The following is a 23,568-nucleotide window of genomic DNA, read 5'->3' on the forward strand; positions in this document are numbered from 1 at the left end:
AAATAATAAATTTCTTGGACAGATTTCTATAGAAAAGCAAAAAAAGAGAGCCATAAACAGCCAAATGACTTTTAAAGAAATACAGCGTTATCAAGGACAACTTGGTAAAATTGCCTTGAACACACTCAAAAACCGATATCTGTGAGGATGTGCCGGTTCGACCCCGGCCTTCGGCACCAAGTAAACGCTTAAAATATAGAAGGCCTATGAACGGCGAAAGATATATGAACATCAAAGCCCCGAGGGAGTAAGATCCTTCGGGGCTTTCGCTGCCAAGACTGGATAATTTAGATTTTACCGTTAATGTATTCAAAGGTTTTCTTAACCATGTTACCTCCAACAGAGCCATTTTGTCTTGCGGAGGTGTCTGGACCTAAGTTAACATTAAGCTCGCTGGCAACGCTTTGTTTGTTAACCGGCAATTTATACTTAGCCATTAGATATTCCTCCTTTTTGTTTATTTATCTGTAGTATCTGCATATAGGAATAAAATACACAGGTAGTTTATTTTAATTCAGTAAGTTTTTAACATTTAGACCAGGGATTGTTCAAGGATTGTTCTCGGTCTGTTGTTTTGTTTTGGTTGCATCCCATGAGCGGGATTGCCAGAAAAGAAGCTTATTATTTTTGCAAGTCGTATATATAATGAATTGTATATACCTGTATAAAATAAGGATTTTAGCCAAATTTTGAGTTTTAGGGCAGGAAATGAAATCTTCATAGCGAAGTAATAAAACCGGAAAGGGGGGATTGAAATGGAAAATCAATTTGCTGAACTGTATCATGACTTTGAGATGTATCAACACTGCCAGCTTATCTTTTCAGAACAGGCTCCGGATGGCGTAAAAATCCAGCAAATCTCTTATGATACGTTTAAACCGATTAAAGATGATAACGGGATATTATACTTCCCAATGAACGAACTCGGTTTCGGGTATTTTATCACCAATAATTTTAATATTGTGAAAATGCCTTCCAAACAAAAAAAAGTAATGTATAGGATTGAAAAAGATGGAGAAGAATACTTTTCCATTTATTTATTTGGTCCAAAGAAGTAATTACGTGCCTTTCCGTAACCCTCACAATTACTTTAAGTTTTTTGAGTTCTATTGCCATAAAGAATTTAGAAAACTGCAAGTAAATTGGCAGGTTTTACATTGTTTCAGTGTAAAACGGTTACATACTAAAAGGTAGAACAAATTTGCAATCGACAATTTACGAATACGGGTGTTTATGATTCGGATCTGAATCACAAACACCCGTATTTGCTGTTCATCGGACAATGATGGATTGAGGGACGATGGATGTATTCAAATGGTTCTTATGGTATTCTTAACATAGATGTCGGTATAAGGTTAGAGAAGAAAGACGAAAAGGTTTCAAGCAGCGAAAGTACTGCCGGAGGTGGGAATTCAGCCGGTCAAAGCGGAAGCGGTTCTCAAATTAATTCTGAAGCGACAAAAGTGTTGCTGCGTACTGTTTACAGCCAGTTAGGGACCGTCTATGCAAATGTAAAAACAGCGCAGGAAAAGCAAATTGTCGGATCCATGATGACGGTTGTCAATAATCTGATCCAAAATCCTTCCTCGCCTTATCGCGATCAAGCCGGCAGGGTCATCGCAGAATACAACAAGCTTACCGCGGAAGAAAAAAGTGATCTAAAGCTTGCGATGCTGACCTATATGGACACCGATATCGCTTTGAAATTAAAGGAGTTATTCGGATTATAAAAAAACAACGATGCAAGCATTAAATAAGCTGGAAATTGAGTATTAAATATGTATTGAAGTTGATATCAAACGTGAATTTGTGGTATTATTAATTTTAATTGTCTTATCATCCTTACTTTAGGAGGTCTCGTGTGCAGAGTGCAAGGGTTACCATTTTTGCCGGTCACTATGGCAGCGGCAAGACGAGTATTGCTGTAAACTACGCCTTGTGGCTGAAAAAAAGTCATCAGAAAGTCACCATTGCCGATCTGGATATTGTTAACCCTTATTTCAGAACGAAAGATAGCGCGCAGATGCTGAAAAGGTCAGGGATTAAGCTGATCTCCTCGGATTATGCGAATTCGAATGTTGATATTCCTGCTGTTCCGGGAGAAATCAATGCGATATTTGACGAACGCGATGCCTATGCGGTGATTGACGTTGGCGGAGACGACAGAGGTGCCTATGCTCTCGGCCGCTATTACGAACAGCTCCACCGTACAGATGCTGCTGCCTACATTGTTGTAAATATGTACCGGCCTTTGAGCCGCGATGCCGAAGCGACGATTAACATTAAATACGAAATTGAAGCGGCAGCGCGAATCAAATTTTCCGGAATTATTAATAATTCCAACCTGGGTAATGCTACTACCGCCTCCGATGTCATGAATTCGCTTCCTTATGCAGAGCAAATCTCTGAAAGGACGGGACTGCCGGTTGTGATGACAACCGTGCAGAGAAGTCTGGCAGCGGAACTGGCAAGTAATATTCAAAATATATTTCCAATAGATTTGGAGGAGTATGAATGGCAAAAGTGACGAAACTAACAATCGAGGCAGACAGATGCAAAGGCTGCTCTCTTTGTGTAAACGCTTGTCCTAAGAAGTTGCTTAGACTTTCGCCCGAAATCCTTAACAGCAAAGGATTTCATGCTGCGGAAATGACCGATCAGCAAGCGTGCACTGCCTGTGGGTTCTGTGCGATTATGTGTCCCGATGTTTGTATTCAGATTGAAAAAGAGGTGAATTAAAGCAAATGGCGGAAAAAGTATTAATGAAGGGAAACGAAGCAATTGCCGAAGCAGCAATTATGGCCGGCTGCCGTCATTTCTTCGGATATCCGATAACGCCTCAGACTGAGGTTGCAGCGTATATGGCCAAACGTATGCCGAAAATCGGAGGAACCTATTTACAGGCGGAAAGTGAAATTGCGGCCATTAACATGGTTTACGGAGCATCCTCAGCGGGAGTCCGTGCGATGACATCTTCATCAAGCCCGGGAATTTCCCTGAAAAGCGAAGGCTTATCCTATATGGCAGGAAGCGATCTGCCTGCAGTGCTGGTCAACATTCAGCGCGGCGGTCCTGGACTTGGCGGAATCCGTCCGTCCCAGTCCGACTATTTCCAGGCAACACGTTCTTCCGGTCACGGAGACTTTCATATGATTGTGCTCGCACCGAATAACGTTCAGGAAATGTTCGACCTGACGGTAGAAGCTTTTGAACTGGCTGACCAGTACCGGATGACTGCAATGATCTTAGGCGACGGGATGCTCGGACAGGTGATGGAGCCTGTGGACATCAGCCGCGGTGAAGCGGCGTCAAACGTTACCAAGGATTGGGCGCTAACTGGAACAAAAGGTCAGAGAAAAAGAAATGTCATTAATTCGCTTTATCTCGAAGCCGAAGAGCTCGAAATGCTTAACCTGAAACGTTTTGAAAAATATGCGGATGTTGAGAAAATTGCCAGAACGGACAATTACCTGACCGAGGATGCGGAAGTAATTATCGTTGCTTATGGTATCTGCGCCAGAATAGCCCGAAATGCGATTAACGAAGCCCGTAAAAAAGGCATAAAAGCAGGGTTGATTCGTCCGGTTACTTTATGGCCGTTCCCGAAAAACCAGCTGAAAACCGCAGCGGAAAAAGCAAAGGCTTTTGTGGTGGTCGAAATGAGTATGGGTCAAATGATTCAGGATGTGGAGCTGAGCATCCGCTGCAGCCGCCCGGTGCATCTCTGCAGCCGTACCGGCGGGATGGTTCCGACTCCAGAAGCTGTCTTGGAAGCCATAGAAAACGCTGCGCAGGCGGAAAGGAGTTAATTATGGAAATCGTTTTTCAAAGACCGAAAGCACTTTCAGATGTATCCAGTCACTATTGCCCCGGCTGTACCCATGGGATTATTCACAGGCTGGTGGCAGAAGTTCTGGACGAACTTGATCTTACCGGAAAAACAGTCGGTGTCGCCCCTGTTGGCTGTGCTGTACTTGCTTATAACTATTTTGAATGTGATATGGCGCAGGCAGCGCACGGCCGGGCTCCGGCAGTTGCAACAGGCCTTAAGCGCGCCAATCCGTCCAATATCGTCTTTACGTACCAGGGTGATGGAGACCTTGCGGCCATTGGGACGGCTGAGACCATTCATGCAGCAGCCCGAGGTGAAAATATTACCATTATCTTCGTCAACAATGCCATTTATGGCATGACCGGCGGACAAATGGCCCCTACGACCATCCCTGGCCAGATCACCCAGACCTCTCCTTACGGGAGGGATCCGAAGTATGCAGGTTTCCCCCTGAAAGTCTGCGAAACGCTTTCCACGATTGACGGGACGGCCTATGCGGAGCGGGTGTCCGTAGACAGTGTAAAAAATGTGATCAACGCCAAGAAGGCGATCAAAAAGGCTTTCGAATATCAAATCGCCGGGAAAGGCTTTACGATCGTCGAGGTTCTGTCGACCTGCTCGACCAACTGGGGGCTAGAGCCTGTTGAAGCGCTCACCTGGCTGCGCGAGAACCTGATTCCTTACTACCCGCTGGGTGTCTATAAGGACAAGGAGGTTTTCTAATGAGCACGACACTTGAACTTATGATTGCAGGGTTTGGCGGACAGGGTGTGCTGTTTGCCGGCAAAATTCTCGTCTATGCCGGGCTGCTCACGGGCAAGGAAGTCAGCTGGCTTCCGTCCTATGGGCCGGAGATGCGCGGCGGCACAGCTAATATTAACGTGATTGTCAGCGATACGCCGATCGGATCACCGATTATCACCTATCCCGGGATGTTGGTTGCGATGAATCAGCCGTCCCTCGAAAAATTCGAAAGTGATGTCCAGCAAAACGGGACAATCATCGTTGATTCCTCCCTGATCCCGATTCAGGTACAGCGTTCCGATGTTCAGACCTTTTATATACCGGCCACGAAGTTGGCTGAAGATGCTGGTCTGAAAGGACTCGCAAATATGGTCATGGTTGGGAAGATTGCCAAAGAAGCCGGCATTTTTGATCTGGAGATGCTGAATAAAGCAGTATCCAAGTCGATTCCGGAGAGGAAGAAAGATCTTCTGGCATCCAATATCAAAGCGATAGAAATCGGGTATAAATTTAACTAAAGTCGTAGCGTCTTAACTTAAGTAGTAGCGTTTTGACTTAAGTATTTTAAAAAAGTCTTGTAAAAGTATTGCCGTATTGTATTACAGCATAGTATTATAATACTATTGAAACATAGTGTTATAGTATAGTAGTATGATTCGGCAATTATTTTAGTATAGCAGGAAGGCTCTAAACGCTTTCTGCTATACATAAGTGCAGCTAAGGCTGTAGCCTTAGCCAAGGCTTGGCTTCAGCCAAGTTTACTTAAAACAGGAAAATTATAAGGAGGTGCCATTAACTTGACTGATCAACTAAAGGATATGGGCGCACGTTTATTGATGCTGCGCGAGTCAACGGGCTTCACGCCGGAAAGGATTGCTGAGATACTCGATGTTCCGGTTGCGGATTATCTTCAATATGAAACAGGGGAAAAAGATTTTTCGTTTAGTTTTCTGTACAATGTTGCAGGTATTTTAGGGGTTGACGTACTGGATATCATCAGCGGTGAGTCACCGAAGCTATCCACCTGCTGCGTGGTCAGAGCCGGCGGCGGCTATGAGATCAACCGCCGAAAAGCTTACGATTACAAGCACCTGGCCTTCACCTTCCGCAATAAGAAAGCTGAACCGTTTATGGTGACAGTAGAACCGAACAATGCAATACCGGAACGTCATTCCCATGACGGGCAAGAATTCAATTACCTGGTTTCAGGATCCATGGACTTTTTTATCGGTGAGATGGTTTACGAACTCGGTGAGGGTGACAGCGTTTACTTCGATTCGTCCGTTCCCCACGCGATGAAGGCCCATGGCGATGCTCCGGCAAAATTCCTGGCCATCGTCATGAAATAAAGGAGGACGCGCACATGATCATGTATGAGAAGTATATTGGCAGGCACCGGGACGATTATGTCACACTGGAAGATTTATATAAGAATTTTAAGGTGACCTGTCCGGATGATTTTAACTTTGCCTACGATGTCCTTGATAAGCTGGCTGAGGAGAAACCCGATCAGCTGGCGATGCTTTGGGTAAGCAATAATGGTGAAGAAAAAAGAATTACGTTTGCTGAAATGAAACGCTGGTCTGATAAGACGGCGAATTATTTTAAGTCACTTGGCATTAAAAAAGGAGATCTTGTCCTACTGGTTTTAAAAAGGAGCTATTTATTCTGGTATGCGATGATGGCCCTGCATAAAATTGGCGCAGTGGCCGTTCAAGCAACGAACCTGCTGACGGCAAAAGATTATATCTATCGTTGCCAGGCGGCAGGTATCAAGATGGCCGTGATTACCGCAGACGGTGATTGTACCCGGCATTTTGACGAGGCTGCTCCAGAATGTAAAACGGTTCAGATGAAAGCGGTGACCAAACATAAGGATGCAGGAGAGGGCTGGCTTGATTTTGAAGCCGGGATTGAAGCTGCGTCTGACAAATGGGAACGCCCTACCGGCGAAGAAGCGACCAAAGCCACGGATATGCTGATTATGGCCTTTTCCTCCGGAACGACCGGCTATCCCAAGATGGTCTCGCATGATCATGCTTATCCCTTAGGACATATTATGACGGGCATTTTTTGGCACAGAGTAGAGCCTGGCGGCCTGCATTTCACAATTTCCGACACTGGCTGGCTGAAATCCCTCTGGGGCAAAATGTATGGCCAGTGGTTAGGTGAATCAGCGGTTTTTACTTATGACTTTGATACATTCAACGGTGCGGATATTTTGCAGAAACTGGAGAAATACCAGATAACCACTTTCTGTGCACCGCCGACCATGTACCGCTTTATGCTGCGGGAAGATGTCAAGAGCTACAATTTGTTGGCGCTGAAACACTGCTGCACCGCAGGAGAGGCCTTAAATCCGGAAGTGTTCAATCAATGGCGGCAGGCTACCGGATTGCGTATCTTTGAAGGCTTTGGGCAGTCGGAGACAACCGTCTGCTGCTCAATCCTGTACCCATGGGTGCAACCGCGACCCGGTTCGATGGGGATGCCTACACCGGGTTATCAGATGGTTGTTGCGGATGAAGACGGCAAAGAGGTTGACCCTGGTGTGACCGGGGAAATCTGCATCAAAGCTCCGGATTACGCGACCAAGACGAAAGGTCTTTTCATGGGCTATTACCGGGACAAAGTGAATACGCAGCGTTCCTGGCATGACGGCCTGTATCATACCGGCGATCTGGCCTACCGTGATGAGCTTGGTTTCCTGTGGTATATCGGCAGGAATGACGACATCATTAAATCATCCGGTTACCGCATTGGGCCTTTTGAAGTCGAGTCGGCGCTCGCAGAGCATCCTGCTGTTCTGGAATCAGCGGTAACAGGTGTTCCGGATCCTATCAGAGGATTTAATGTCAAGGCAACGATCGTACTGAACAAAGGTTACGAACCTTCGGAAGACATGATTAAGGAATTGCAGGATCATGTCAAAAAGGTAACCGCACCCTATAAATATCCGAGGGTAATTGAGTTTGTGACCGAGCTTCCCAAAACCATCAGCGGCAAAATCCGCAGGGTTGAAATCAGGGAAAAGGATTTGCGGTCCGAATAAACGTACAGGATAATTGACATAAGAAAGAGGATTAAGTTTTTGCTGTGTCCTCTTTCTATTTCCACTATGTGCCCGATTCTATATATTTCGGCTGATTATTCTAAGTTATTGTAGACTTACATATCACTGTTTGCAGTTATTGTATAAAAATAGGACTAATGGCCTATATAATATTTGGGTCTGTTGTCATATCCTAAATTTAAATATAATGTTTAATAATGGAAGAGTGAAAGGAAAAGAAGATGGAAGCTGTCGAATTTGGTAAAAAAACAGATAATGACGTGTACGTTGCCAAAGAATGCAAAATAACAGGAAAAATAAACTCCAGAACCAATGTGATAATTGATGGGGAGCTTGAAGGAACAATTGAAACAAAAGCAGATCTGCTTGTGGGTCCGCATGGAAAAGTAGAAGCGGAAATTTTTGCTGTAAACGCCCGGATACAGGGAGAAGTACATGGGAATATTACAGTTGAGAACTTATTGGTAATAGCTTCAACTGCCGTAGTCTATGGCGATATAAAAACAAAAGGGCTTCAGATTGAACAGGGTGCAAGGTTCATAGGGAAGAGTCAGAACCATGACCAAGCAGATGGCATAACTGTACTGGAATCCAACCCTGAGACTGAATATGTGAGCGAACCTTCTGACGATCTTAAATCCATAGAAGAAAAAAAGAAAAAGTCAAAACTTTCCTTTAAACCTATTGTCTATAACAGGATGCCTTAGAGAGGCGGGAACTGTCTGTCCTCGGTCAATGCCAATATCCAGGAGATCCCCGATACTTTTCAGAGAAAAGCATGATGAAGGATCAAAATCAATGATGCAGCGGACAAAGAAGTGTGAATGACTGAAATCAGCGGATATTAAACGGCTTGCAGTAATGCAGCCGTTTATTTTTCTGTGCTGTGTACTTGTTGTACTTGATTCCAGAAAAGGTTATGATATAGAAAGGTATATTCAAAGGAATTGTTTTGACGAATGATTCCGAGGGAGATTCTGAAGAAACGGTTCTTGAAAGGAGTATTACAATGCCCCGGATGCTGATCTTAGACGGTAACAGTCTTATAAATAGAGCTTTCTATGCGCTTCCGCCGCTTACTTCCAACGAAGGGCTTCCGACGAATGCTGTACACGGTTTTTTAACCATGCTGTTCAGGCTACAAAAAGAGCAGAAGCCAGATTATTGGGTCGTAGCTTTTGACAAGACGAAAGCAACGGTCCGCATCGAGCAGTTTGCAGGCTACAAAGCTCACCGGAAAGAGACACCAGAGACTTTGCGGCCGCAGTTTAATTATCTTAAAGAAATTTTGCGGGTGATGGCCGTTCCGATCCTGGAACTGGAAGGTTACGAAGCGGATGATATCATAGCGACAGTAAATGATCTAGCGATTGCCCAGAAAATAGAAGTTTTAATCTTTACCGGAGACAGGGACGCTCTTCAGCTGATTTCACCGCATAGCTCTGTGCTGCTGACAATGAAAGGGATTTCGGAAGTTGAATGTTACAACGAACAACGGCTGGAAGAAAGATATCTGCTGAAGCCTGCTCAGATTATCGATCTGAAAGGCCTGATGGGGGACGTTTCGGACAACATCCCCGGGATTCCCGGTGTGGGGGAAAAGACAGCACTGAAACTGCTTCACGAATACGGGTCCGTCGAAAATGTGCTGCAGAATAAGGATGAAGTCAAAGGCAATAAATTAAAGGAACTGCTGAATCAATACGCTGATCAGGCACTCTTAAGCAAAAAGCTCGCAGCAATGATTCACGATGTGCCGGTTGCGTTTTCTCTTGATGACTTAAGATGGGCGGAGCCGGACAAAGATGCCTGCAAAAAGATCCTTCATGGCTACAGCTTATATAAAGTCGCGTCACTGTTTGAACAGAGCCTCGCTGCGGTAACAGGTCCTGAGCAAATCATCGAAAAAGGCAAGAAGCAAAAAGCATCAGGGGCAGAGATCATTGATACTATCCAGCAAGAAAAGAACATGGACGGAGAAGGCTGGCTGGAGCTGCTGAATACCTGGCTTGAGCAGAAACCGGTCCTCGCACTCAGTTATCGTTTTGAGGGCAGGAATATTCATCAGGGGCTCTGGACTGAAATGGGGATCTGCGATGAACATTATACGTATTCGCTAAACCGGTATGCTGCTGCTCCAAGTGTACTGCGTCTCTGGGAAGAAATCCTGGCTGACGACGGTGTCCGCAAAGTGGTGGCAGACAGCAAGGGGCTATATTCACTGCTTCTGAATGAGAATAAGACATTCGCCGGCGTTGATTTGGATTTAAGCCTGGCCGCTTATCTGTTAAACCCGAACCGGTCCAATTATAGCGCTTCCGAATTGCTGGGGGATTATGTGACGGATCTGTTTTCAAATACGCCGGCCCGTGAGGCCGCGTTGCTGCGGAAACTTGCCGCTTCCTATATGGAAAAACTGGCGGAAGACGATCTTGAAAAGCTCTTGCATGAGGTTGAAGAGCCTTTAAGCCTCATATTGGCTAGGATGGAAAAGACCGGAATTGCCCTGGACAAGGCGAAACTCCAGGAATATGGTCAGGAACTTGAGGTTAAGATCGGCCGATTGGAAAGTGAGATTTACAATCTGGCCGGTGAAAACTTTAATATCAATTCGCCGCAGCAGCTTGGCAGGATTCTATTTGAGAGTTTAGGGCTCCCGCCACTCAAAAAAACCAAAACGGGTTATTCAACGGATGCAGAAACGCTGGAAGAATTGCGGACAGAGCACGCTGTCGTGGAAAAACTACTGGAATACCGGCAGCTGGTCAAACTGAATTCCACCTATGTCAAGGGCCTGCTGGCCCAGTGCTGTGACGGCAAAATCCATACCACGTTTCAGCAGACGGTTACAGCTACAGGCAGACTTTCCAGTACCGAACCGAATCTGCAAAACATTCCAATCCGTCTGGAAGAAGGCCGGAGACTTAGGAAGATTTTCCAGGCAACTCAGGAAGACTGGCTTTTGTTATCCGCAGATTATTCTCAGATCGAATTAAGAATTCTGGCGCATTATTCGAAAGATCCAATACTTTGTGAGTCCTTCCTGGTCGGGGAAGACGTGCACAGACGTACAGCTGCCGAGGTGTTTGGCGTAGCGCTGAACGAAGTCAATTCAGATATGCGGCGCAAGGCCAAAGCAGTTAACTTTGGTTTAATGTATGGTCTGACGGACTTTGGACTGGCCCGCGATCTGACCATTTCGAGAAAAGAAGCAAAATACTATATCAGCCAGTATTTTGAAAGATACAACGGTGTTCACCGGTATCTCGAGGAGGCTGTCACTGAAGCCAAAGAAAAGGGAGAGGTTCGTACGCTGCTGAACCGGCTGCGAAAAATCCCCGAATTGTCTCATCCGAACAGAATGACGCGGCAGTTTGGGGAACGGATTGCCAAGAATACCCCCATCCAGGGAACCGCGGCTGATATTATGAAAATTGCGATGATCAAAGTAGCGGAAGCGATTGAGGGCCTGCAGGCAGAAATTTTGCTTCAGGTTCACGACGAACTGGTAGTCCAGGTCGAACCGTCAGCACTTCCCAAGGTCGCAGCAATTGTCAAGAAAGAGATGGAGCAGGCTTTCCCGATTTCTGTTCCATTGCTGGTAGATTGCAAAGTCGGAAGCAACTGGTATGATATGGTCCCTTATCAGGAGGATGCGCTGTTGTTTTAGGAGGTCGATCTGATGCCTGAACTGCCCGAAGTAGAAAGTATCCGGCTGTCCCTGGCTGCAAGGATTCTGGGAAAGACAATTGAAGATGTCGAAGTCCGATGGCCTCCGGCAGCAGTTTCTCTGGCGGATGAGGATTTCACCGCTTTGGCCAGGAACCGGACGATTGAAAGCCTTAACAGACGCGGCAAGTATCTGCTCATGAACCTGAGTCACGGCCTTACGATGATCATTCATTTCAGGATGACCGGACGTTTGATCTATTATCCTGAGCAGCATGAGCCAAATAAACATACGCATGTTGTGTTTAGGCTCGACCAGGGGGAGCTTCATTACTCCGATATCCGTAAATTCGGCAGAATACAACTGGTATCTTTTCAAATGGCCTTTAAGGCTGCCTGCTTGGCTAAACTTGGTCCGGAACCGCTGGACGAGTCATTTACATTTGACCAGCTCGGGATGCGTCTCGCCAGGAAAAAGAGTACCATCAAGGCTGCGCTGCTGGATCAGACCGTCGTAGCCGGTATCGGAAATATTTATGCGGACGAGGCTCTGTTCCGCGCGGGAATTTTGCCGGATAGGAATACGGCTTCGTTAAAGGTGTCGGAGATTATTCTGCTTTACGATGCGATCTGTGAGGTTCTGCAGGAAGGAATCACGGCTGGCGGAACATCATTTCGTGATTATCGCGATGCAGACGGCAAGAAGGGTGCATTTCAGGAAAATCTGATGGTTTACGGACGCAGCGGTCAGGAGTGTAAATATTGCGGAGGTCAATTGGCTAAAATTAAAGTAGCCGGAAGGACAACGGTGTACTGTCCGAACTGCCAGAAATAGATGAAATTTGTTTTGAAGAAGGAATAACTTTTAATGCAGGAAGAAAGAATCCAGGAGGAGTATTTCACAGAAGGATGAGCATACTTTATTGCAATGGACTTGAAATTGAAGTAGCAGGGAGCACCCTGCTGGATCATATAACGTTGCGTTTGGAAAAGGGTCAAAAAGCCGGCCTGGTCGGAGCCAATGGAGTAGGTAAAACAACACTGATCAGGGCTGTCATGGGAGAGATTGCTCATGAAAGCGGAGATATCAACTGGCAGGGTACTGTCGGTTATCTGCCGCAGACGACTGCATCCACAGCAGAACACGGTACAGTATTTGAACAAATGCTGGCGGAACGTCAGGATATTCTTGATCTGCGGGACAATCTCAGATCCCTGGAAAATAAAATGGCGGAACAGGCCGACGAGAAAACGCTCGAAAGGTACAGTCTGCTTACGGAACAATATGAAAGGGCGGGTGGTTATGCACTCGAAGCCAGGATCCGCAAGATCCTGACCGGACTCGGGATGGACCGGCATCAGACGACTGAAGCTAATCATTTAAGCGGTGGTCAGAAAACCCGTCTGGCGCTTGGTAAGCTTCTGCTGCGTGATCCGGACGTTCTGATTCTTGACGAGCCTACGAACCATCTCGATATTGAGGCACTGGAATGGCTCGAAAATTACCTGGGAGATTATGCTGGAGCTGTGCTTGTCGTTTCCCATGACAGGTACTTCCTGGACAGGGTCGTAGACAGCACCTACCTGATTGAGGATGGGTTCCTGAAAGCTTACAACGGCAATTATTCGGAATTTGAACTGCAGCGGAATATTGAAAGAATATCGCTGACCAGAGAAGCGGAACGGATCAATAAAAAAATTGCGGACCTGGAGGAGTATATCCGGCGTCATGGTGCCGGAATCAAAGCTAAACAAGCCCGGGGCAGGGAATCCATGCTGAAAAGAATTACGCCGGTGAATGCGCCGAAAGATTCAAAAAAACTCAGCCTAAGCCTCCAGGCCAAAACCCGCTCAGGTGACCGGGTTCTCGAGATAGACGATCTGGCCGTTAAGTACGGGCAGAAAACCATATTTGAACATGTAGGTTTGGAATTGCGCCGTGGTGATAAGATTGCCCTGCTCGGCAGAAACGGGGTTGGAAAGACGACGCTGTTAAGAGCTGTTACAGGACAAATCCCGTATAACGGTACGATCCGGACCGGGGCGAATGTCTCCGTCAGCTACTATTCCCAGGAGCATGAGAATATTGGCTTAAGGGAAATTGTCATGGACGAGATCCGTTATTCTTCAACGCTTGACGATCCGGAAATACGCAATGTTTTAGCCCGTTTTGGCTTCCGGGGAGAGGATGTATTCAAACCTGTTGCTGGTTTAAGTGGGGGAGAAAAAAGCAGGCTGGCACTTTGCAAGCTTTTTCTGAATCAGGGGAACCTGCTTTTGCTTGATGAGCCGACCAACCATCTCGATATGGAGACGAGAGAAGTCCTGGAGGAAGTGTTGCAGGATTACAACGGGACAATTTTGACCGTATCCCATGACAGGTACTTTCTGAACCGAATCGTGAATAAGATTGCTTTGCTTACAGTGAATGGTCTGAAGGTATTTGAGGGAGACTACACGGCCTATCGTGAGATGAGCGAGAAGAGTGAAGATGAAGAAAAAGAATCTGCTCAAGCCGCTCAAGATCAGACCTGTAAAAATGAAGAGGTTCAAAAAGCCAGAGATTACAGGGAAGAGTCCAAGAATACCAAACGGATAGAAAAAAAGATCAAGCAAATCGAGGAAAAAATTGCGGAAACAGAATTATTGCTTCAAGAAATTGAGGATAAGCTCGATGCCGCAGCCAGTGATTATGAACTGACATTGTCACTTCACCAGTCGTATGAGAAAGTGCAGATAGAGCTCGATCATCTGATGGAGGAGTGGCTGGCTTACCAGGATTAGTACGAAAAAACTGACAGACCGACGATACAGATGAGCCAGCGCGGTACACCAAAACGAGGTTACAGCCATATATTATCCCGAAGGAAATACTTAAGGGGTAAAAGAATATGGGAATGGCAATGATCCTTGCTTTGGCTTTGAGTCTTGACGGTTTAGGGGTAGGGATGGCCTACGGTCTGAAGAAGATTCGGATCCCGCTCAGTTCCATGATGATCATTGGTTTTTGTACTACACTCGCCATGACGGTTTCCATGTACTGCGGCCATCTGATCACGTCTCAACTTACGGTGATCCATCCCGGTATCTTGGGGGCAGTCGTTCTTATTGCAATCGGCTCGTATCAATTGATTCAGACTTTGAGAGGCAGAGCGGAACTTCCCGAAGCTGTACCGGTGATGACAACTGCAGCCGGACAGATAGATGACAATCCATATCGTACTTTGTTCAGCATTAATTTAAATTTCTTCGGCCTGGTCATTCAGGTTTTGAAGACACCGGATGCGGCAGACATTGACGGCTCCGGCGTCATTACACTGAATGAAAGTCTGCTTCTCGGCGTGGCATTGTCCCTGGATGCGTTTGCTTCGGGCGTAGCCGCTGCGCTGACAGGAATTCTCTGGTATGTCATCGGGATGGTGACATTGATGCAGATTCTGATGATCTTTACTGGTCAGGTATTGACAGGCAGACTTCCGGCGAGCGTGTTGGCGAGAGTCAGGTATCTGCCGGGGATCGTCCTGATACTCATCGGGTCATTAAAAATAATTTGAGGTTAAACATGATCAAAATTGGACTTACAGGAGGAATAGCAAGCGGCAAGACGCGTGTTGCCAGTTGGTTTGCGGAGAAGGGCATCCCAGTTTTTGACGCGGATGACGCAGTTCATAGGTTGTATGACGGGCCGTTGATCCCTTTGATCGGCAAAGAGTTTGGATCTGAATGCGTCCGAGATGGGAAGATTGACCGGGCGGAGCTAGGCAAAATCATATTTGCCGATCCTGAGGCCAGGCAAAGGCTTGAGGAACTTGTTCATCCTTTGATCCGGCAGCAGATGCAGGATCAATGCCTGAAGGCAGAAATCCAAAGTGAAAAGCTGATTATCCTGGATATTCCGCTGCTTCTGGAGACGGGATGGGGAAAATTTGTCGACGAGGTTTGGGTCGTTTATGTCCCTGCTAAAATACAAATCACCAGGCTGATGGAACGAAGTGGCTTGACTAGGGAAGAGGCCGAGCGGCGGCTTGTTGCGCAAATGCCGATGGAGGACAAAAAAAGGAAAGCCGACCGGGTCATCGATAATTCCTGGGACTGGAGAGAGACTGAAAAACAACTTGAGATGATTTGGAAAGAACTGTTTTCCTGAAATCTCCATTCCATAGATTTATCTGTAATTCAAGGTCTCGTCTTGCATTGAATCAGCTTTGTCGTATATAATGTTTCAGAATTAAATCATATCTCCGCGTAGATGAACATACGGATAATCAAAAGATAATAAAAAAATGATGTTATCATTTAAGGGTTAACAAGATATTAGAATATATGAAATAGGATGGGTGCGTTTTGTTTATCGCAAAGAGGAAAATTGTTAAGACCATAGCAATTATTTTTTTATTGTTTATAATTTTGGCTGTATACCAGTCAAATTTTATCGGCAGAATGATGTATCCTTTTCCATACAAGCAGACGGTTGAAAAATATGCCGCCAAGTATGGAACAGATCCTTTGCTAGTGATTGCCGTAATCAGGGAAGAGAGCAGGTTCATCACCAAATCGAAATCATCCAAAGGGGCAGTCGGATTGATGCAGCTGATGCCGGGGACAGCGGAAGAGATAGCTGTCTGGCTCAATGAAGATTACGCAAAGGTTGACTTACTTGATCCGGAAACCAATATTCGTTACGGCACCTGGTACCTTGCTTCTTTGAATAAGGAGTTTTCCGGCAATACGGTTCTTACCCTGGCAGCTTATAACGCCGGGATCGGCAGGGTACAAAGCTGGCTGGATGATTGGCCGAAGGACCCGAATGCGTACCGTATTGAGGAAATTCCAATTACAGAGACCAGGGAATATGTCGAGAAAGTTTACAGAAGTTATGAAAAATATTTGGCCCTTTATGCTACTCAGCATTCTGGAGGGCGAGAATAAATGCTTTTAATTTAGTAATTGTAAGCTGTCTGTCGTTTTTGCTTTTTTGTTTGACTGCAACACTGTGGAGAGAGTCCCAAAAAGCCGAGGTCATATTGCTTTCATTCACTTCAAATACAACAAAAGGCAGAGAGGTCTTCACAATCATTACGCCGACCGCATCTTTGGCATAGATCAAATAGTCCTTCTTTTCTTCCTCGGAAACAAGACGCAGATGATAATTCTCATAATTTTCGAGTAGAAAGATAAGATGCTGGAGATGAGCCGTGTATTCTTCCTGTGTATAGTATAGTTCCTGATCGTGGATGATGAAGGAAGAAAAATTGATGTGTAGTTCACCTTTTTTCATACGGACAGGATCCGGGAGAGCCGCAATCTCATAGTACTGATGTAGGAGAAGGTTCTTCTCAAAAGTTTTGGTCCGGCTTTTATGGTAAGATAGTATGTTTCTTTTTTCCGTGCTGCCGATCCGGGTCAAAATATGTTCGAAGGTTGCAGAAGGCATGGTTACCATGGATAGTGATTCTGTTTTCAGGATTGTATCAGCTTCTGCACTGTCAAAATGAGCCAGCGCCAGTGAATATCTTTTCTGATATTCCTGTTGATTTCCGGGGGTATAGATGTTCATCAGTGGACGACAGATGGACAGATAATCGTTGAATTCATCGGTCAGAGCGCTGACCGCTTTTTTATCTGTCACCAAAAAATTGGCGGCATTCGCTGTCTTGTTGTCTACAGAAGTTGAAGTTAAGGCGGCAGTTTGGGGGGCAATGAACAAAGTCCGTCCGAAAATCCCATCCCGTTTTCTTGGGCAATAATAGGGTTCCACGGCTCCGGTCATATAGATGGGCATCCACTGGGTGATTGCCGAGAGCATTTCATCCAAATTCCTGCTTAGTGTGTGGATGATTTTGATCCTATTTCCAGCCAGAATCGCCTTTCTGAGCAAGGCCGACCATTTCTTCGTAAAGGAATAATCCCCGGTTAACCAGTCTATCCGCTCGTCACTATATAAAAGAAGCGTTTGGGGAATCTTGTCGGACAGCAGCATGGTCAGAAATGTACTCACAGCTTCCCGTTTACCTTCCTCACCAAAGAAGACGGCACCATCCATCTTCAGCTCCATGACAAGTTCCGGTTCCTCGCTGCGTTCCAACAGGGACAGGTTTTTGAACTTAAAATTGGATAGTCCGTTTAAAAATTCGCTGACTGTTTCGGTATCATTGCCGATTTCACCTGAAAGCCACTGATGGACCAGGATTTTAAACTGCTCGATCTGAGATTCTGCGGTTGGCATCATGTTGAGCTGTTCAAATACAGCGGTGATTTGATACGCTTTGGTACAGCGCTGCGCCAAATAGGAAGACATTGTCTTCAGGTAGTTGGCGCTGCGGGAAGGCTGGCGTTCTCCGCGCCGAAAACGGCTGATCAAAGATGCATCTACGGAGATCTGCTGAGCCAGAGCGCTATTGCTTGTTTTCGTAATATTCATTAAAAAATCTAATTTTTCTGCAAAAGTCATTAATAATCCCACCTTAGGATTATTATGAAGTGATTTTAAAGCAATAGCAAGAATTTTGTCATGCTCTTTGACAAAATTCTTATTCTGAAATTATTTGGCAAGGAGCAACTCGCTAAGGAGGTGCAATAGCCGAAGAGCGGTTAGGGTACATGACGTAAACCCCAAGTTAAAAAAATACTGCCAATAGTATCAAACTATTAACAGTATCTTATCGGTTCATTTTACTCTTGTTTAGGGGTTGCTCCAAAAAATCAAAATTCGGTCAGCACGGCTCCCTCAGAATCAATATCCAGGGTCAGGGCTTCAGAAGGTAAACCATTTTCATGGAGTACGCCCTTCATCGTCAGGGCTATCTGATCTTCTTTGCCGTGAGGGCAAAAAGCAATCAAGGTCGGTCCGGAACCGCTTAGCGCTGCGCCGTACGCGCCGGCGAGTACGGCAGATTTTAAGGCTTCGGGCATACCGGGGATCAGAGAAGCCCGCTGATTTTGATGGATCCTGTCCTGAGTGGCAATCGCCAATAAATCGTATTCCTCTTTAATAAACGCATCAACTAAAAGGCCGACGCGGGAAGCGTTAAAGATCACATCAGTTCTGGAAACAGAAGCGGGCAGTATCCCACGCGCTTTTTCAGTTTCAACGAGAATATCCGGGATCACGACGACAGCTTTGAATTTTGGAAACTTCGCCAGCGTCCTCGGAATAAGTTTGTTTTCATCCATGACTGTCAGGGTGATGCCGCCGCAAAGAGCAGGCGAGACATTATCCGGATGGCCTTCGATTTCAGAAGCAATTTCTAGCAATTGAAGCCGGTTTAAAGGGTTCCCGGCTACCGCATTGGCGATGATCAGTCCGCCGACGACGGCGGTGGAGCTGCTTCCAAGCCCGCGGGCAGGCGGAACATGGCTTTCCAGGGTGATTTTTAAGGGTCTCGGCTGGAAATCAATTTTCTGCCACAGCTTGCAGGCGGTTTTCCATAAAAGGTTTTTTTCATTTGCAGGAATGTTATTCGTATAGGTGCCTTTAAGGATAATCTCCAGTTTTTCACTTTCTTCAGCCTGGATATAGTTATATAGCCTTAAAGCCAGTCCCATACAGTCAAAACCTGGTCCGAGATTTGCTGAAGTTGCTGGTACTTTTACTTGGAACATCTTTTCCTCCATTTTTTCGGCAGGTAATCTATGAATATGCCTATTTATTCGAATAAATTCTATAACAATTACTGAGGGAAGTAAACAGTCGGTACAACATTCTTAAACCCATTGCTCAAATAATTTCATTCAAGCCTGAATACCCTATATTAGGTCTGGGTGCCACAAGTTCCAGCGTCAAGCGGAGCATGGATGCGGAGCGCGGCTGTTAGCGCCATGGAGGGCGCTATCTGCCGCAAGCGGAATTGTGACACCCAGACCAACCCTAGATACTTATTCCATTCGTCTCCAACCGAATAACATTATAGATTTTATCCAGCTTGCTGTAGGAGTTCAGGGATTGGATGGCCTGACGGAGCTGTCCTTCCCGGCAGGGGTGGGTCACCAGTGCAATTTCGGCGCTTTTATCCGGCCGCGGTTTCTGGATGATGGAATGAAAGCTGATGCCGGCTTCAGCAAAGAATAACGCCAGTGTTGCAAAGACTTTTGGCTCGTCTTTAACTTTAAGCCGGATGTAATAAGCAGTTGTAAAGTCATCCGTTGAGATGATCGGATAGTTGCGGTAACAGCCGCAATTCAGGAGTCCTTCGGATCCGGCGGACATATTGCGTACAATCTGGATAATGTCGGCTACAACGGAACTGCCTGTCGGCAAGGCTCCGGCGCCTTTCCCGTAAAACATGGTTTCTCCGACAGCATCACCGGTGACATAAATCGCGTTGTACACACCGCCGATATTGGCCAGCGGATGTTTTTTGGAGATCAGGGCGGGATGCACCCTGACTTCAATCCCTTCTTCCTGATTTTTGGCAATGGCCAGCAGCTTAATCACGCAGCCGAGTTCATCGGCATAGTGGATATCTTCCGGAGAAACGTTGGAAATTCCTTCGGCATAAACATCGTTAAACGTCACGCGCGTATTAAAAGCCAGGGAAGAAAGAATCGCAAGTTTGCGGGCGGCATCAAGCCCTTCTACGTCGGAGACCGGATCTGCTTCAGCATAGCCGAGCTCTTGGGCTTCTTTCAGGACATCGGCAAAATTGCGTCCCTGTTCGGTCATAGCAGACAAAATATAATTGGTCGTACCGTTAATAATTCCAAGCAGTGAGGAGATCCGGTTGGCGGTCAGGGATTGCCTTAAGGCAGCGATAATCGGGATACCGCCAGCGACACTGGCTTCAAAATACAAATCTCGACCGTTCTTTTTCGCAGCCTCAAGCAGTTCTTCTCCATTTTGAGCTAAAAGATCTTTATTGGCGGTAACGACATTTTTGCCGTTTGCTATTGCGGTCAGGATAAGCGTGCGGGCTGGCTCGATACCGCCCATTACTTCGACAACAATGTCAATTTCCGGATCATCCGTGATCTCCCTGGGATCGTCTGTCAAAATAATGCCGCGGCAATCCGGCCGAGGTTTATGGATATCATGGACTAAAGCCTTTTTTATAGTTATATCAGCATTGGTACGGGTACTGATGTCATACCGGTTATTTTCCAGTATGGCGGCTGTACCTGATCCGACAGTTCCAAAACCTAGTAAACCAATTACAATTTTCTTCATAAATAGTTCCTCCCTATCCCTTCTGAATGAACAAGTGTTTCTGTACAGTGGACATTATACCAAGCTATCCTGGAATTGGCAAGGATATTTTTGATCGGCCCACTGCAGGATGAAAAGTATACTCCAAATATATTGACACAGTTAACTGTATCATATACACTTAGATAAAATAATTATATGTGCTATAACACATCGTTGACGAGATAATGATGGTTCAGAAAGTCCGTAGAGTTTTTCTCATATATGAATATGCACGTTAGGAAGTGTATCAATTAGACTCCCTGTTTTTTTTTATTAAGGTATATTTTACATGTTGATTGTGTTTCGTTACAATATAGATAGTGTTGAAATCAAAATTGAGTTTCGGAAAGGAGTATTCACATGATTATCTATTGCGATGGTAAATTTGTTGACAGCCAGGAGGCGAAAATTTCTGTATTTGATCATGGCTTTCTTTATGGAGATGGTGTATTTGAAGGGATCCGAGCTTATAATGGCCGGGTATTCAAATTAAAGGAACATATTGACAGACTGTATGAGTCAGCCAATGCAATTCTGTTAAACGTCGAGATAAGCCGTCGGGAAATGATGGATATCGTCGTGGAAACCGTAAGAAAAAATAACCTTACAGATGCTTATATTCGTCTGATCATTTCCAGAGGGGTCGGAGATATGGGCTTAGACCCAAGGAAATGCGCTAAATCGGAGATTATCTGCATTGCAGGCAATATCTCCCTGTACCCGCCAAGCATGTATGAAAACGGGATGGAAATTATTACGGCTGCAACTCGCAGGAACAGTTCGGATGCGTTAAGCCCGAGAATCAAATCCCTGAACTATTTGAACAATATTATGGCCAAGATTGAAGCCAACAGGGCAGGTCTGATGGAAGCATTGATGTTGAATCAGGAAGGGTATGTCAGTGAAGCCACCGGTGACAACATTTTTATTATCAAAGACGGAATTATAACCACACCTCCAGTTTATGCCGGGATTTTAAAAGGCGTCACCCGTGATTCGGTCATCGATTTAGCCCGCCAGGAAGGGATCACCGTTCAAGAAGAGCTGTTTCATCTGATTGATGTCTACAGTGCCGATGAGTGCTTCCTGACCGGTACGGCGGCTGAGCTGATTCCGATTATTATGCTGGATTCCAGAAAGATCGGGGACGGCAAACCAGGACCTGTATTTAAAAAGCTGCTGGCTAAATTCCACGAATATGTCAAAACAGAGGGAGAGCCTATCTAATACTGTACATTCCAGCGCGGACAAGTTACAGCTATAACACTGACAAAGCGTTATTTTTCTTCCTTACGATAGATTAAAGACCAAACGATAGAATAAAGACCAAAGACCGAAAATTTTTCCGGAAAGGAAGCGATCCCATGAACAGTGATGCAGTAAAAGTTGGAATTGACAGGGCACCTCACCGTTCTCTATTTAAAGCTCTCGGACTTACCGACCGGGAAATTCGTAAACCTCTGATCGGTATCGTCAACTCCTTTAATGAATTTGTGCCCGGGCATATGCATCTGCGTCAAATTGCCGAAGCAGTCAAAACCGGAGTCAGAGAAAACGGCGGCACGCCGCTCGAATTTTCGACGATTGGTGTCTGTGACGGCATTGCCATGGGACACGTTGGAATGCATTTTTCTCTGGCGAGCAGAGAGTTGATCACCGACTCCATTGAGATTATGGCCAGAGCGCATGCTGTCGATGCCCTGGTTTTTATTCCGAGCTGTGACAAAATCGTCCCAGGAATGCTGATGGCCGCGATGCGGCTGAATCTGCCGTCCATCGTCGTGAGCGGCGGGCCGATGCTGCCGGGCCGTCACGAGGGAAAAAATGTTGATTTTATTACCGTCTACGAAGGCGTTGGCAAAGTCTATAGCGGCCAGGAAAGCCAGGAGTGGCTTCAGGGCCTCGAACAGAATGCGTGCCCAACCTGTGGTTCCTGTGCCGGAATGTTTACGGCAAACTCTATGAACTGCCTGACAGAGGTCATCGGCATGGCCTTACCCGGCAATGGTACCATACCGGCCGTCTATTCCGAGAGAATACGCTTAGCCAAAGAAACCGGCTATCAGGTTATGAACCTGCTGCGGGACAATATCCGGCCGCGTGATATCGTAACGAGCACTTCAATCAGGAACGGCGTTGCCGCCGATATGGCGTTAGGGTGTTCAACCAATACCATCCTTCATCTGCCTGCGATCGCGTTTGAAGGAGAAATAGAATTTGACCTGGCCGAGATCAATGCGATCAGTGACCGGACCCCTCAGATTTGTAAACTGAGTCCGGCGGTGAACGGGCATTATCTCGTCGAAGTCAATGAAGCAGGCGGGATCAGTGCTGTTTTGAAGAGCTTGCTGGATGCCGGTTTGATTGATGGTTCCGGGATGACAGTTTCCGGCAGTACCATGGCGGAAAGACTAAGCAGCGCGGTTGTCAAAAATCCGAGTGTGATTCGGCCACTAACTGATCCGTACTCTGCCAAAGGCGGACTCTGTGTCCTGTTTGGCAACCTGGCTCCGGAAGGAGCCGTGATCAAAGTAGGTGCGCTGGCGAACAGAGATATTGTCTTCGGGGGCGCGGCCAAGGTCTACGACGGAGAAGACCTGGCGGCAGAAGCGATCCGCAGCGGCGTGATCAAAGAAGGCGATGTCGTGATTATCCGCTATGAAGGACCGAAAGGCGGGCCTGGTATGCGAGAGATGCTCGGACCAACAGCAACCCTAGCGGGAATGGGCCTTGATTCTTCCGTGGCACTGTTGACGGACGGACGTTTTTCCGGAGGCAGCCGCGGACTTTCGATCGGGCACATTTCTCCGGAAGCAGCGCTCGGCGGGGAGATTGCGTTCGTCGAGAACGGCGATATGGTTCGGATTGATTTAGAAAAACGGACCATTGACTGGCTTCTGCCCGAATCTGAAAAAGCAGAAAGAAGAAACAGCTTTGACCCCAAAAAAGGGTTGGAGAAAGTGTATAAAGTAGCAGGCCGGACAGGATATCTGGGACGTTACGTCCAATTCGCCCAGTCAGCCAATAAAGGAGCAGCTTTCCGGACAGTCAAGGAGGAATGAATGA

Annotated in this window: 22 protein-coding genes; 18 read left to right on the forward strand and 4 right to left on the reverse strand. The window is 46.2% G+C overall.

All coding sequences use genetic code 11. The features are described 5' to 3' along the window. Window positions 1-287: 287 nt before the first annotated feature. A complete protein-coding gene (locus tag AB3489_RS06160) occupies window positions 288-437 on the reverse strand; it encodes a small, acid-soluble spore protein, alpha/beta type (RefSeq protein WP_368294348.1) in 150 nt (49 codons plus the stop codon). 318 nt (window positions 438-755) lie between these two features. Here AB3489_RS06160 and AB3489_RS06165 point away from each other — a divergent pair, with 318 nt between their 5' ends. The 16 genes from AB3489_RS06165 to AB3489_RS06240 all read left to right on the forward strand — a co-directional run bounded on the left by AB3489_RS06165 (window position 756) and on the right by AB3489_RS06240 (window position 16,247). After that, on the forward strand, window positions 756-1,058 hold the full coding sequence (locus AB3489_RS06165; RefSeq protein WP_019226472.1) for a hypothetical protein: 303 nt from the start codon (window positions 756-758) through the stop codon (window positions 1,056-1,058). A gap of 246 nt (window positions 1,059-1,304) precedes the next feature. After that, window positions 1,305-1,730, forward strand: a complete 426-nt coding sequence (locus AB3489_RS06170; protein WP_368294349.1) for a hypothetical protein — start codon at window positions 1,305-1,307, stop codon at window positions 1,728-1,730. Window positions 1,731-1,861: 131 nt separating this feature from the next. Then, window positions 1,862-2,527: a hypothetical protein gene (locus tag AB3489_RS06175; RefSeq protein WP_368294350.1), complete on the forward strand. Its 666-nt coding sequence runs from the start codon at window positions 1,862-1,864 to the stop codon at window positions 2,525-2,527. Further along, on the forward strand, window positions 2,515-2,739 hold the full coding sequence (locus AB3489_RS06180) for a ferredoxin family protein (protein WP_368294351.1): 225 nt from the start codon (window positions 2,515-2,517) through the stop codon (window positions 2,737-2,739). The genes AB3489_RS06175 and AB3489_RS06180 overlap by 13 nt, the downstream gene beginning before the upstream one ends. 5 nt (window positions 2,740-2,744) lie before the next feature. Continuing rightward, on the forward strand, window positions 2,745-3,809 hold the full coding sequence (gene vorB, locus AB3489_RS06185) for a 3-methyl-2-oxobutanoate dehydrogenase subunit VorB (RefSeq protein WP_368294352.1): 1,065 nt from the start codon (window positions 2,745-2,747) through the stop codon (window positions 3,807-3,809). Between the two features lie 2 nt (window positions 3,810-3,811). Then, window positions 3,812-4,555 (forward strand): thiamine pyrophosphate-dependent enzyme, encoded by a 744-nt coding sequence (locus AB3489_RS06190; protein WP_368294353.1) that lies wholly within the window; start codon window positions 3,812-3,814, stop codon window positions 4,553-4,555. Further along, window positions 4,555-5,094, forward strand: coding sequence for a 2-oxoacid:acceptor oxidoreductase family protein (locus AB3489_RS06195; protein WP_368294354.1), 540 nt, complete (start codon window positions 4,555-4,557; stop codon window positions 5,092-5,094). Before AB3489_RS06190 ends, AB3489_RS06195 begins: the two co-directional genes overlap by 1 nt. Before the next feature lie 279 nt (window positions 5,095-5,373). Beyond that, complete coding sequence (locus AB3489_RS06200; RefSeq protein WP_019226465.1) at window positions 5,374-5,925, forward strand: helix-turn-helix domain-containing protein; 552 nt, start codon at window positions 5,374-5,376, stop codon at window positions 5,923-5,925. Window positions 5,926-5,939: 14 nt separating this feature from the next. Further along, window positions 5,940-7,628: an AMP-binding protein gene (locus AB3489_RS06205; RefSeq protein ID WP_368294355.1), complete on the forward strand. Its 1,689-nt coding sequence runs from the start codon at window positions 5,940-5,942 to the stop codon at window positions 7,626-7,628. Between the two features lie 242 nt (window positions 7,629-7,870). Continuing rightward, window positions 7,871-8,356 carry a polymer-forming cytoskeletal protein gene (locus AB3489_RS06210; protein ID WP_368294356.1) on the forward strand — a complete coding sequence of 162 codons (486 nt, stop codon included), beginning with the start codon at window positions 7,871-7,873 and terminating at the stop codon, window positions 8,354-8,356. 302 nt (window positions 8,357-8,658) lie between these two features. Beyond that, the gene (gene polA / locus AB3489_RS06215; RefSeq protein WP_368294597.1) at window positions 8,659-11,319 is read left to right on the forward strand and encodes a DNA polymerase I; all 2,661 of its coding nucleotides are present in this window, start codon (window positions 8,659-8,661) and stop codon (window positions 11,317-11,319) included. Between the two features lie 12 nt (window positions 11,320-11,331). Then, entirely contained in the window at window positions 11,332-12,153 is an 822-nt protein-coding gene (mutM, locus tag AB3489_RS06220; protein WP_368294357.1) for a DNA-formamidopyrimidine glycosylase, read from the forward strand. Between the two features lie 74 nt (window positions 12,154-12,227). Further along, a complete protein-coding gene (locus AB3489_RS06225) occupies window positions 12,228-14,102 on the forward strand; it encodes an ABC-F family ATP-binding cassette domain-containing protein (protein WP_368294358.1) in 1,875 nt (624 codons plus the stop codon). A 107-nt stretch (window positions 14,103-14,209) separates the two neighbouring features. Continuing rightward, a complete protein-coding gene (gene ytaF, locus AB3489_RS06230; protein WP_368294359.1) occupies window positions 14,210-14,872 on the forward strand; it encodes a sporulation membrane protein YtaF in 663 nt (220 codons plus the stop codon). An 8-nt stretch (window positions 14,873-14,880) separates the two neighbouring features. Continuing rightward, the gene (gene coaE / locus AB3489_RS06235; protein WP_368294360.1) at window positions 14,881-15,465 is read left to right on the forward strand and encodes a dephospho-CoA kinase; all 585 of its coding nucleotides are present in this window, start codon (window positions 14,881-14,883) and stop codon (window positions 15,463-15,465) included. Window positions 15,466-15,662: 197 nt separating this feature from the next. After that, window positions 15,663-16,247, forward strand: coding sequence for a lytic transglycosylase domain-containing protein (locus AB3489_RS06240; protein ID WP_019226457.1), 585 nt, complete (start codon window positions 15,663-15,665; stop codon window positions 16,245-16,247). On the opposite strand, the gene AB3489_RS06245 is transcribed toward AB3489_RS06240, so the two are convergent. From AB3489_RS06245 to AB3489_RS06255, 3 genes are all read right to left on the reverse strand, one after another. Beyond that, window positions 16,219-17,769: a transcriptional regulator gene (locus AB3489_RS06245; RefSeq protein ID WP_368294361.1), complete on the reverse strand. Its 1,551-nt coding sequence runs from the start codon at window positions 17,767-17,769 to the stop codon at window positions 16,219-16,221. The two genes, AB3489_RS06240 and AB3489_RS06245, sit on opposite strands and share 29 nt — an antisense overlap. 251 nt (window positions 17,770-18,020) lie before the next feature. Next, window positions 18,021-18,920 carry a homoserine kinase gene (gene thrB, locus AB3489_RS06250; RefSeq protein ID WP_368294362.1) on the reverse strand — a complete coding sequence of 300 codons (900 nt, stop codon included), beginning with the start codon at window positions 18,918-18,920 and terminating at the stop codon, window positions 18,021-18,023. Between the two features lie 265 nt (window positions 18,921-19,185). Next, the gene (locus AB3489_RS06255) at window positions 19,186-20,481 is read right to left on the reverse strand and encodes a homoserine dehydrogenase (protein WP_368294363.1); all 1,296 of its coding nucleotides are present in this window, start codon (window positions 20,479-20,481) and stop codon (window positions 19,186-19,188) included. A 381-nt stretch (window positions 20,482-20,862) separates the two neighbouring features. On the opposite strand from AB3489_RS06255, the gene ilvE reads away from it, so the two are divergent. Beyond that, entirely contained in the window at window positions 20,863-21,729 is an 867-nt protein-coding gene (gene ilvE / locus AB3489_RS06260) for a branched-chain-amino-acid transaminase (RefSeq protein ID WP_368294364.1), read from the forward strand. 137 nt (window positions 21,730-21,866) lie between these two features. Beyond that, entirely contained in the window at window positions 21,867-23,564 is a 1,698-nt protein-coding gene (gene ilvD / locus AB3489_RS06265) for a dihydroxy-acid dehydratase (RefSeq protein WP_368294365.1), read from the forward strand. The last annotated feature ends 4 nt before the right edge of the window (window positions 23,565-23,568 follow it).

It is taken from the genome of Dehalobacter sp. TBBPA1, from assembly GCF_040931655.1.
In the GTDB taxonomy this organism is placed as follows: domain Bacteria; phylum Bacillota; class Desulfitobacteriia; order Desulfitobacteriales; family Syntrophobotulaceae; genus Dehalobacter; species Dehalobacter restrictus.

Excerpts from the sequence above, each read along its gene's own strand:
- ilvD (WP_368294365.1), top strand. The coding sequence starts at position 21,867 with ATGAACAGTGATGCAGTAAAAGTTGGAATTGACAGGGCACCTCACCGT.
- AB3489_RS06190 (WP_368294353.1), top strand. The coding sequence starts at position 3,812 with ATGGAAATCGTTTTTCAAAGACCGAAAGCACTTTCAGATGTATCCAGT.
- AB3489_RS06160 (WP_368294348.1), bottom strand. The coding sequence starts at position 437 with ATGGCTAAGTATAAATTGCCGGTTAACAAACAAAGCGTTGCCAGCGAG.
- vorB (WP_368294352.1), top strand. The coding sequence starts at position 2,745 with ATGGCGGAAAAAGTATTAATGAAGGGAAACGAAGCAATTGCCGAAGCA.
- ytaF (WP_368294359.1), top strand. The coding sequence starts at position 14,210 with ATGGGAATGGCAATGATCCTTGCTTTGGCTTTGAGTCTTGACGGTTTA.
- coaE (WP_368294360.1), top strand. The coding sequence starts at position 14,881 with ATGATCAAAATTGGACTTACAGGAGGAATAGCAAGCGGCAAGACGCGT.
- AB3489_RS06210 (WP_368294356.1), top strand. The coding sequence starts at position 7,871 with ATGGAAGCTGTCGAATTTGGTAAAAAAACAGATAATGACGTGTACGTT.
- AB3489_RS06195 (WP_368294354.1), top strand. The coding sequence starts at position 4,555 with ATGAGCACGACACTTGAACTTATGATTGCAGGGTTTGGCGGACAGGGT.
- ilvE (WP_368294364.1), top strand. The coding sequence starts at position 20,863 with ATGATTATCTATTGCGATGGTAAATTTGTTGACAGCCAGGAGGCGAAA.
- AB3489_RS06165 (WP_019226472.1), top strand. The coding sequence starts at position 756 with ATGGAAAATCAATTTGCTGAACTGTATCATGACTTTGAGATGTATCAA.
- AB3489_RS06245 (WP_368294361.1), bottom strand. The coding sequence starts at position 17,769 with ATGACTTTTGCAGAAAAATTAGATTTTTTAATGAATATTACGAAAACA.
- AB3489_RS06225 (WP_368294358.1), top strand. The coding sequence starts at position 12,228 with ATGAGCATACTTTATTGCAATGGACTTGAAATTGAAGTAGCAGGGAGC.
- polA (WP_368294597.1), top strand. The coding sequence starts at position 8,659 with ATGCCCCGGATGCTGATCTTAGACGGTAACAGTCTTATAAATAGAGCT.
- AB3489_RS06180 (WP_368294351.1), top strand. The coding sequence starts at position 2,515 with ATGGCAAAAGTGACGAAACTAACAATCGAGGCAGACAGATGCAAAGGC.
- thrB (WP_368294362.1), bottom strand. The coding sequence starts at position 18,920 with ATGTTCCAAGTAAAAGTACCAGCAACTTCAGCAAATCTCGGACCAGGT.
- AB3489_RS06205 (WP_368294355.1), top strand. The coding sequence starts at position 5,940 with ATGATCATGTATGAGAAGTATATTGGCAGGCACCGGGACGATTATGTC.
- AB3489_RS06255 (WP_368294363.1), bottom strand. The coding sequence starts at position 20,481 with ATGAAGAAAATTGTAATTGGTTTACTAGGTTTTGGAACTGTCGGATCA.
- AB3489_RS06170 (WP_368294349.1), top strand. The coding sequence starts at position 1,305 with ATGTATTCAAATGGTTCTTATGGTATTCTTAACATAGATGTCGGTATA.
- mutM (WP_368294357.1), top strand. The coding sequence starts at position 11,332 with ATGCCTGAACTGCCCGAAGTAGAAAGTATCCGGCTGTCCCTGGCTGCA.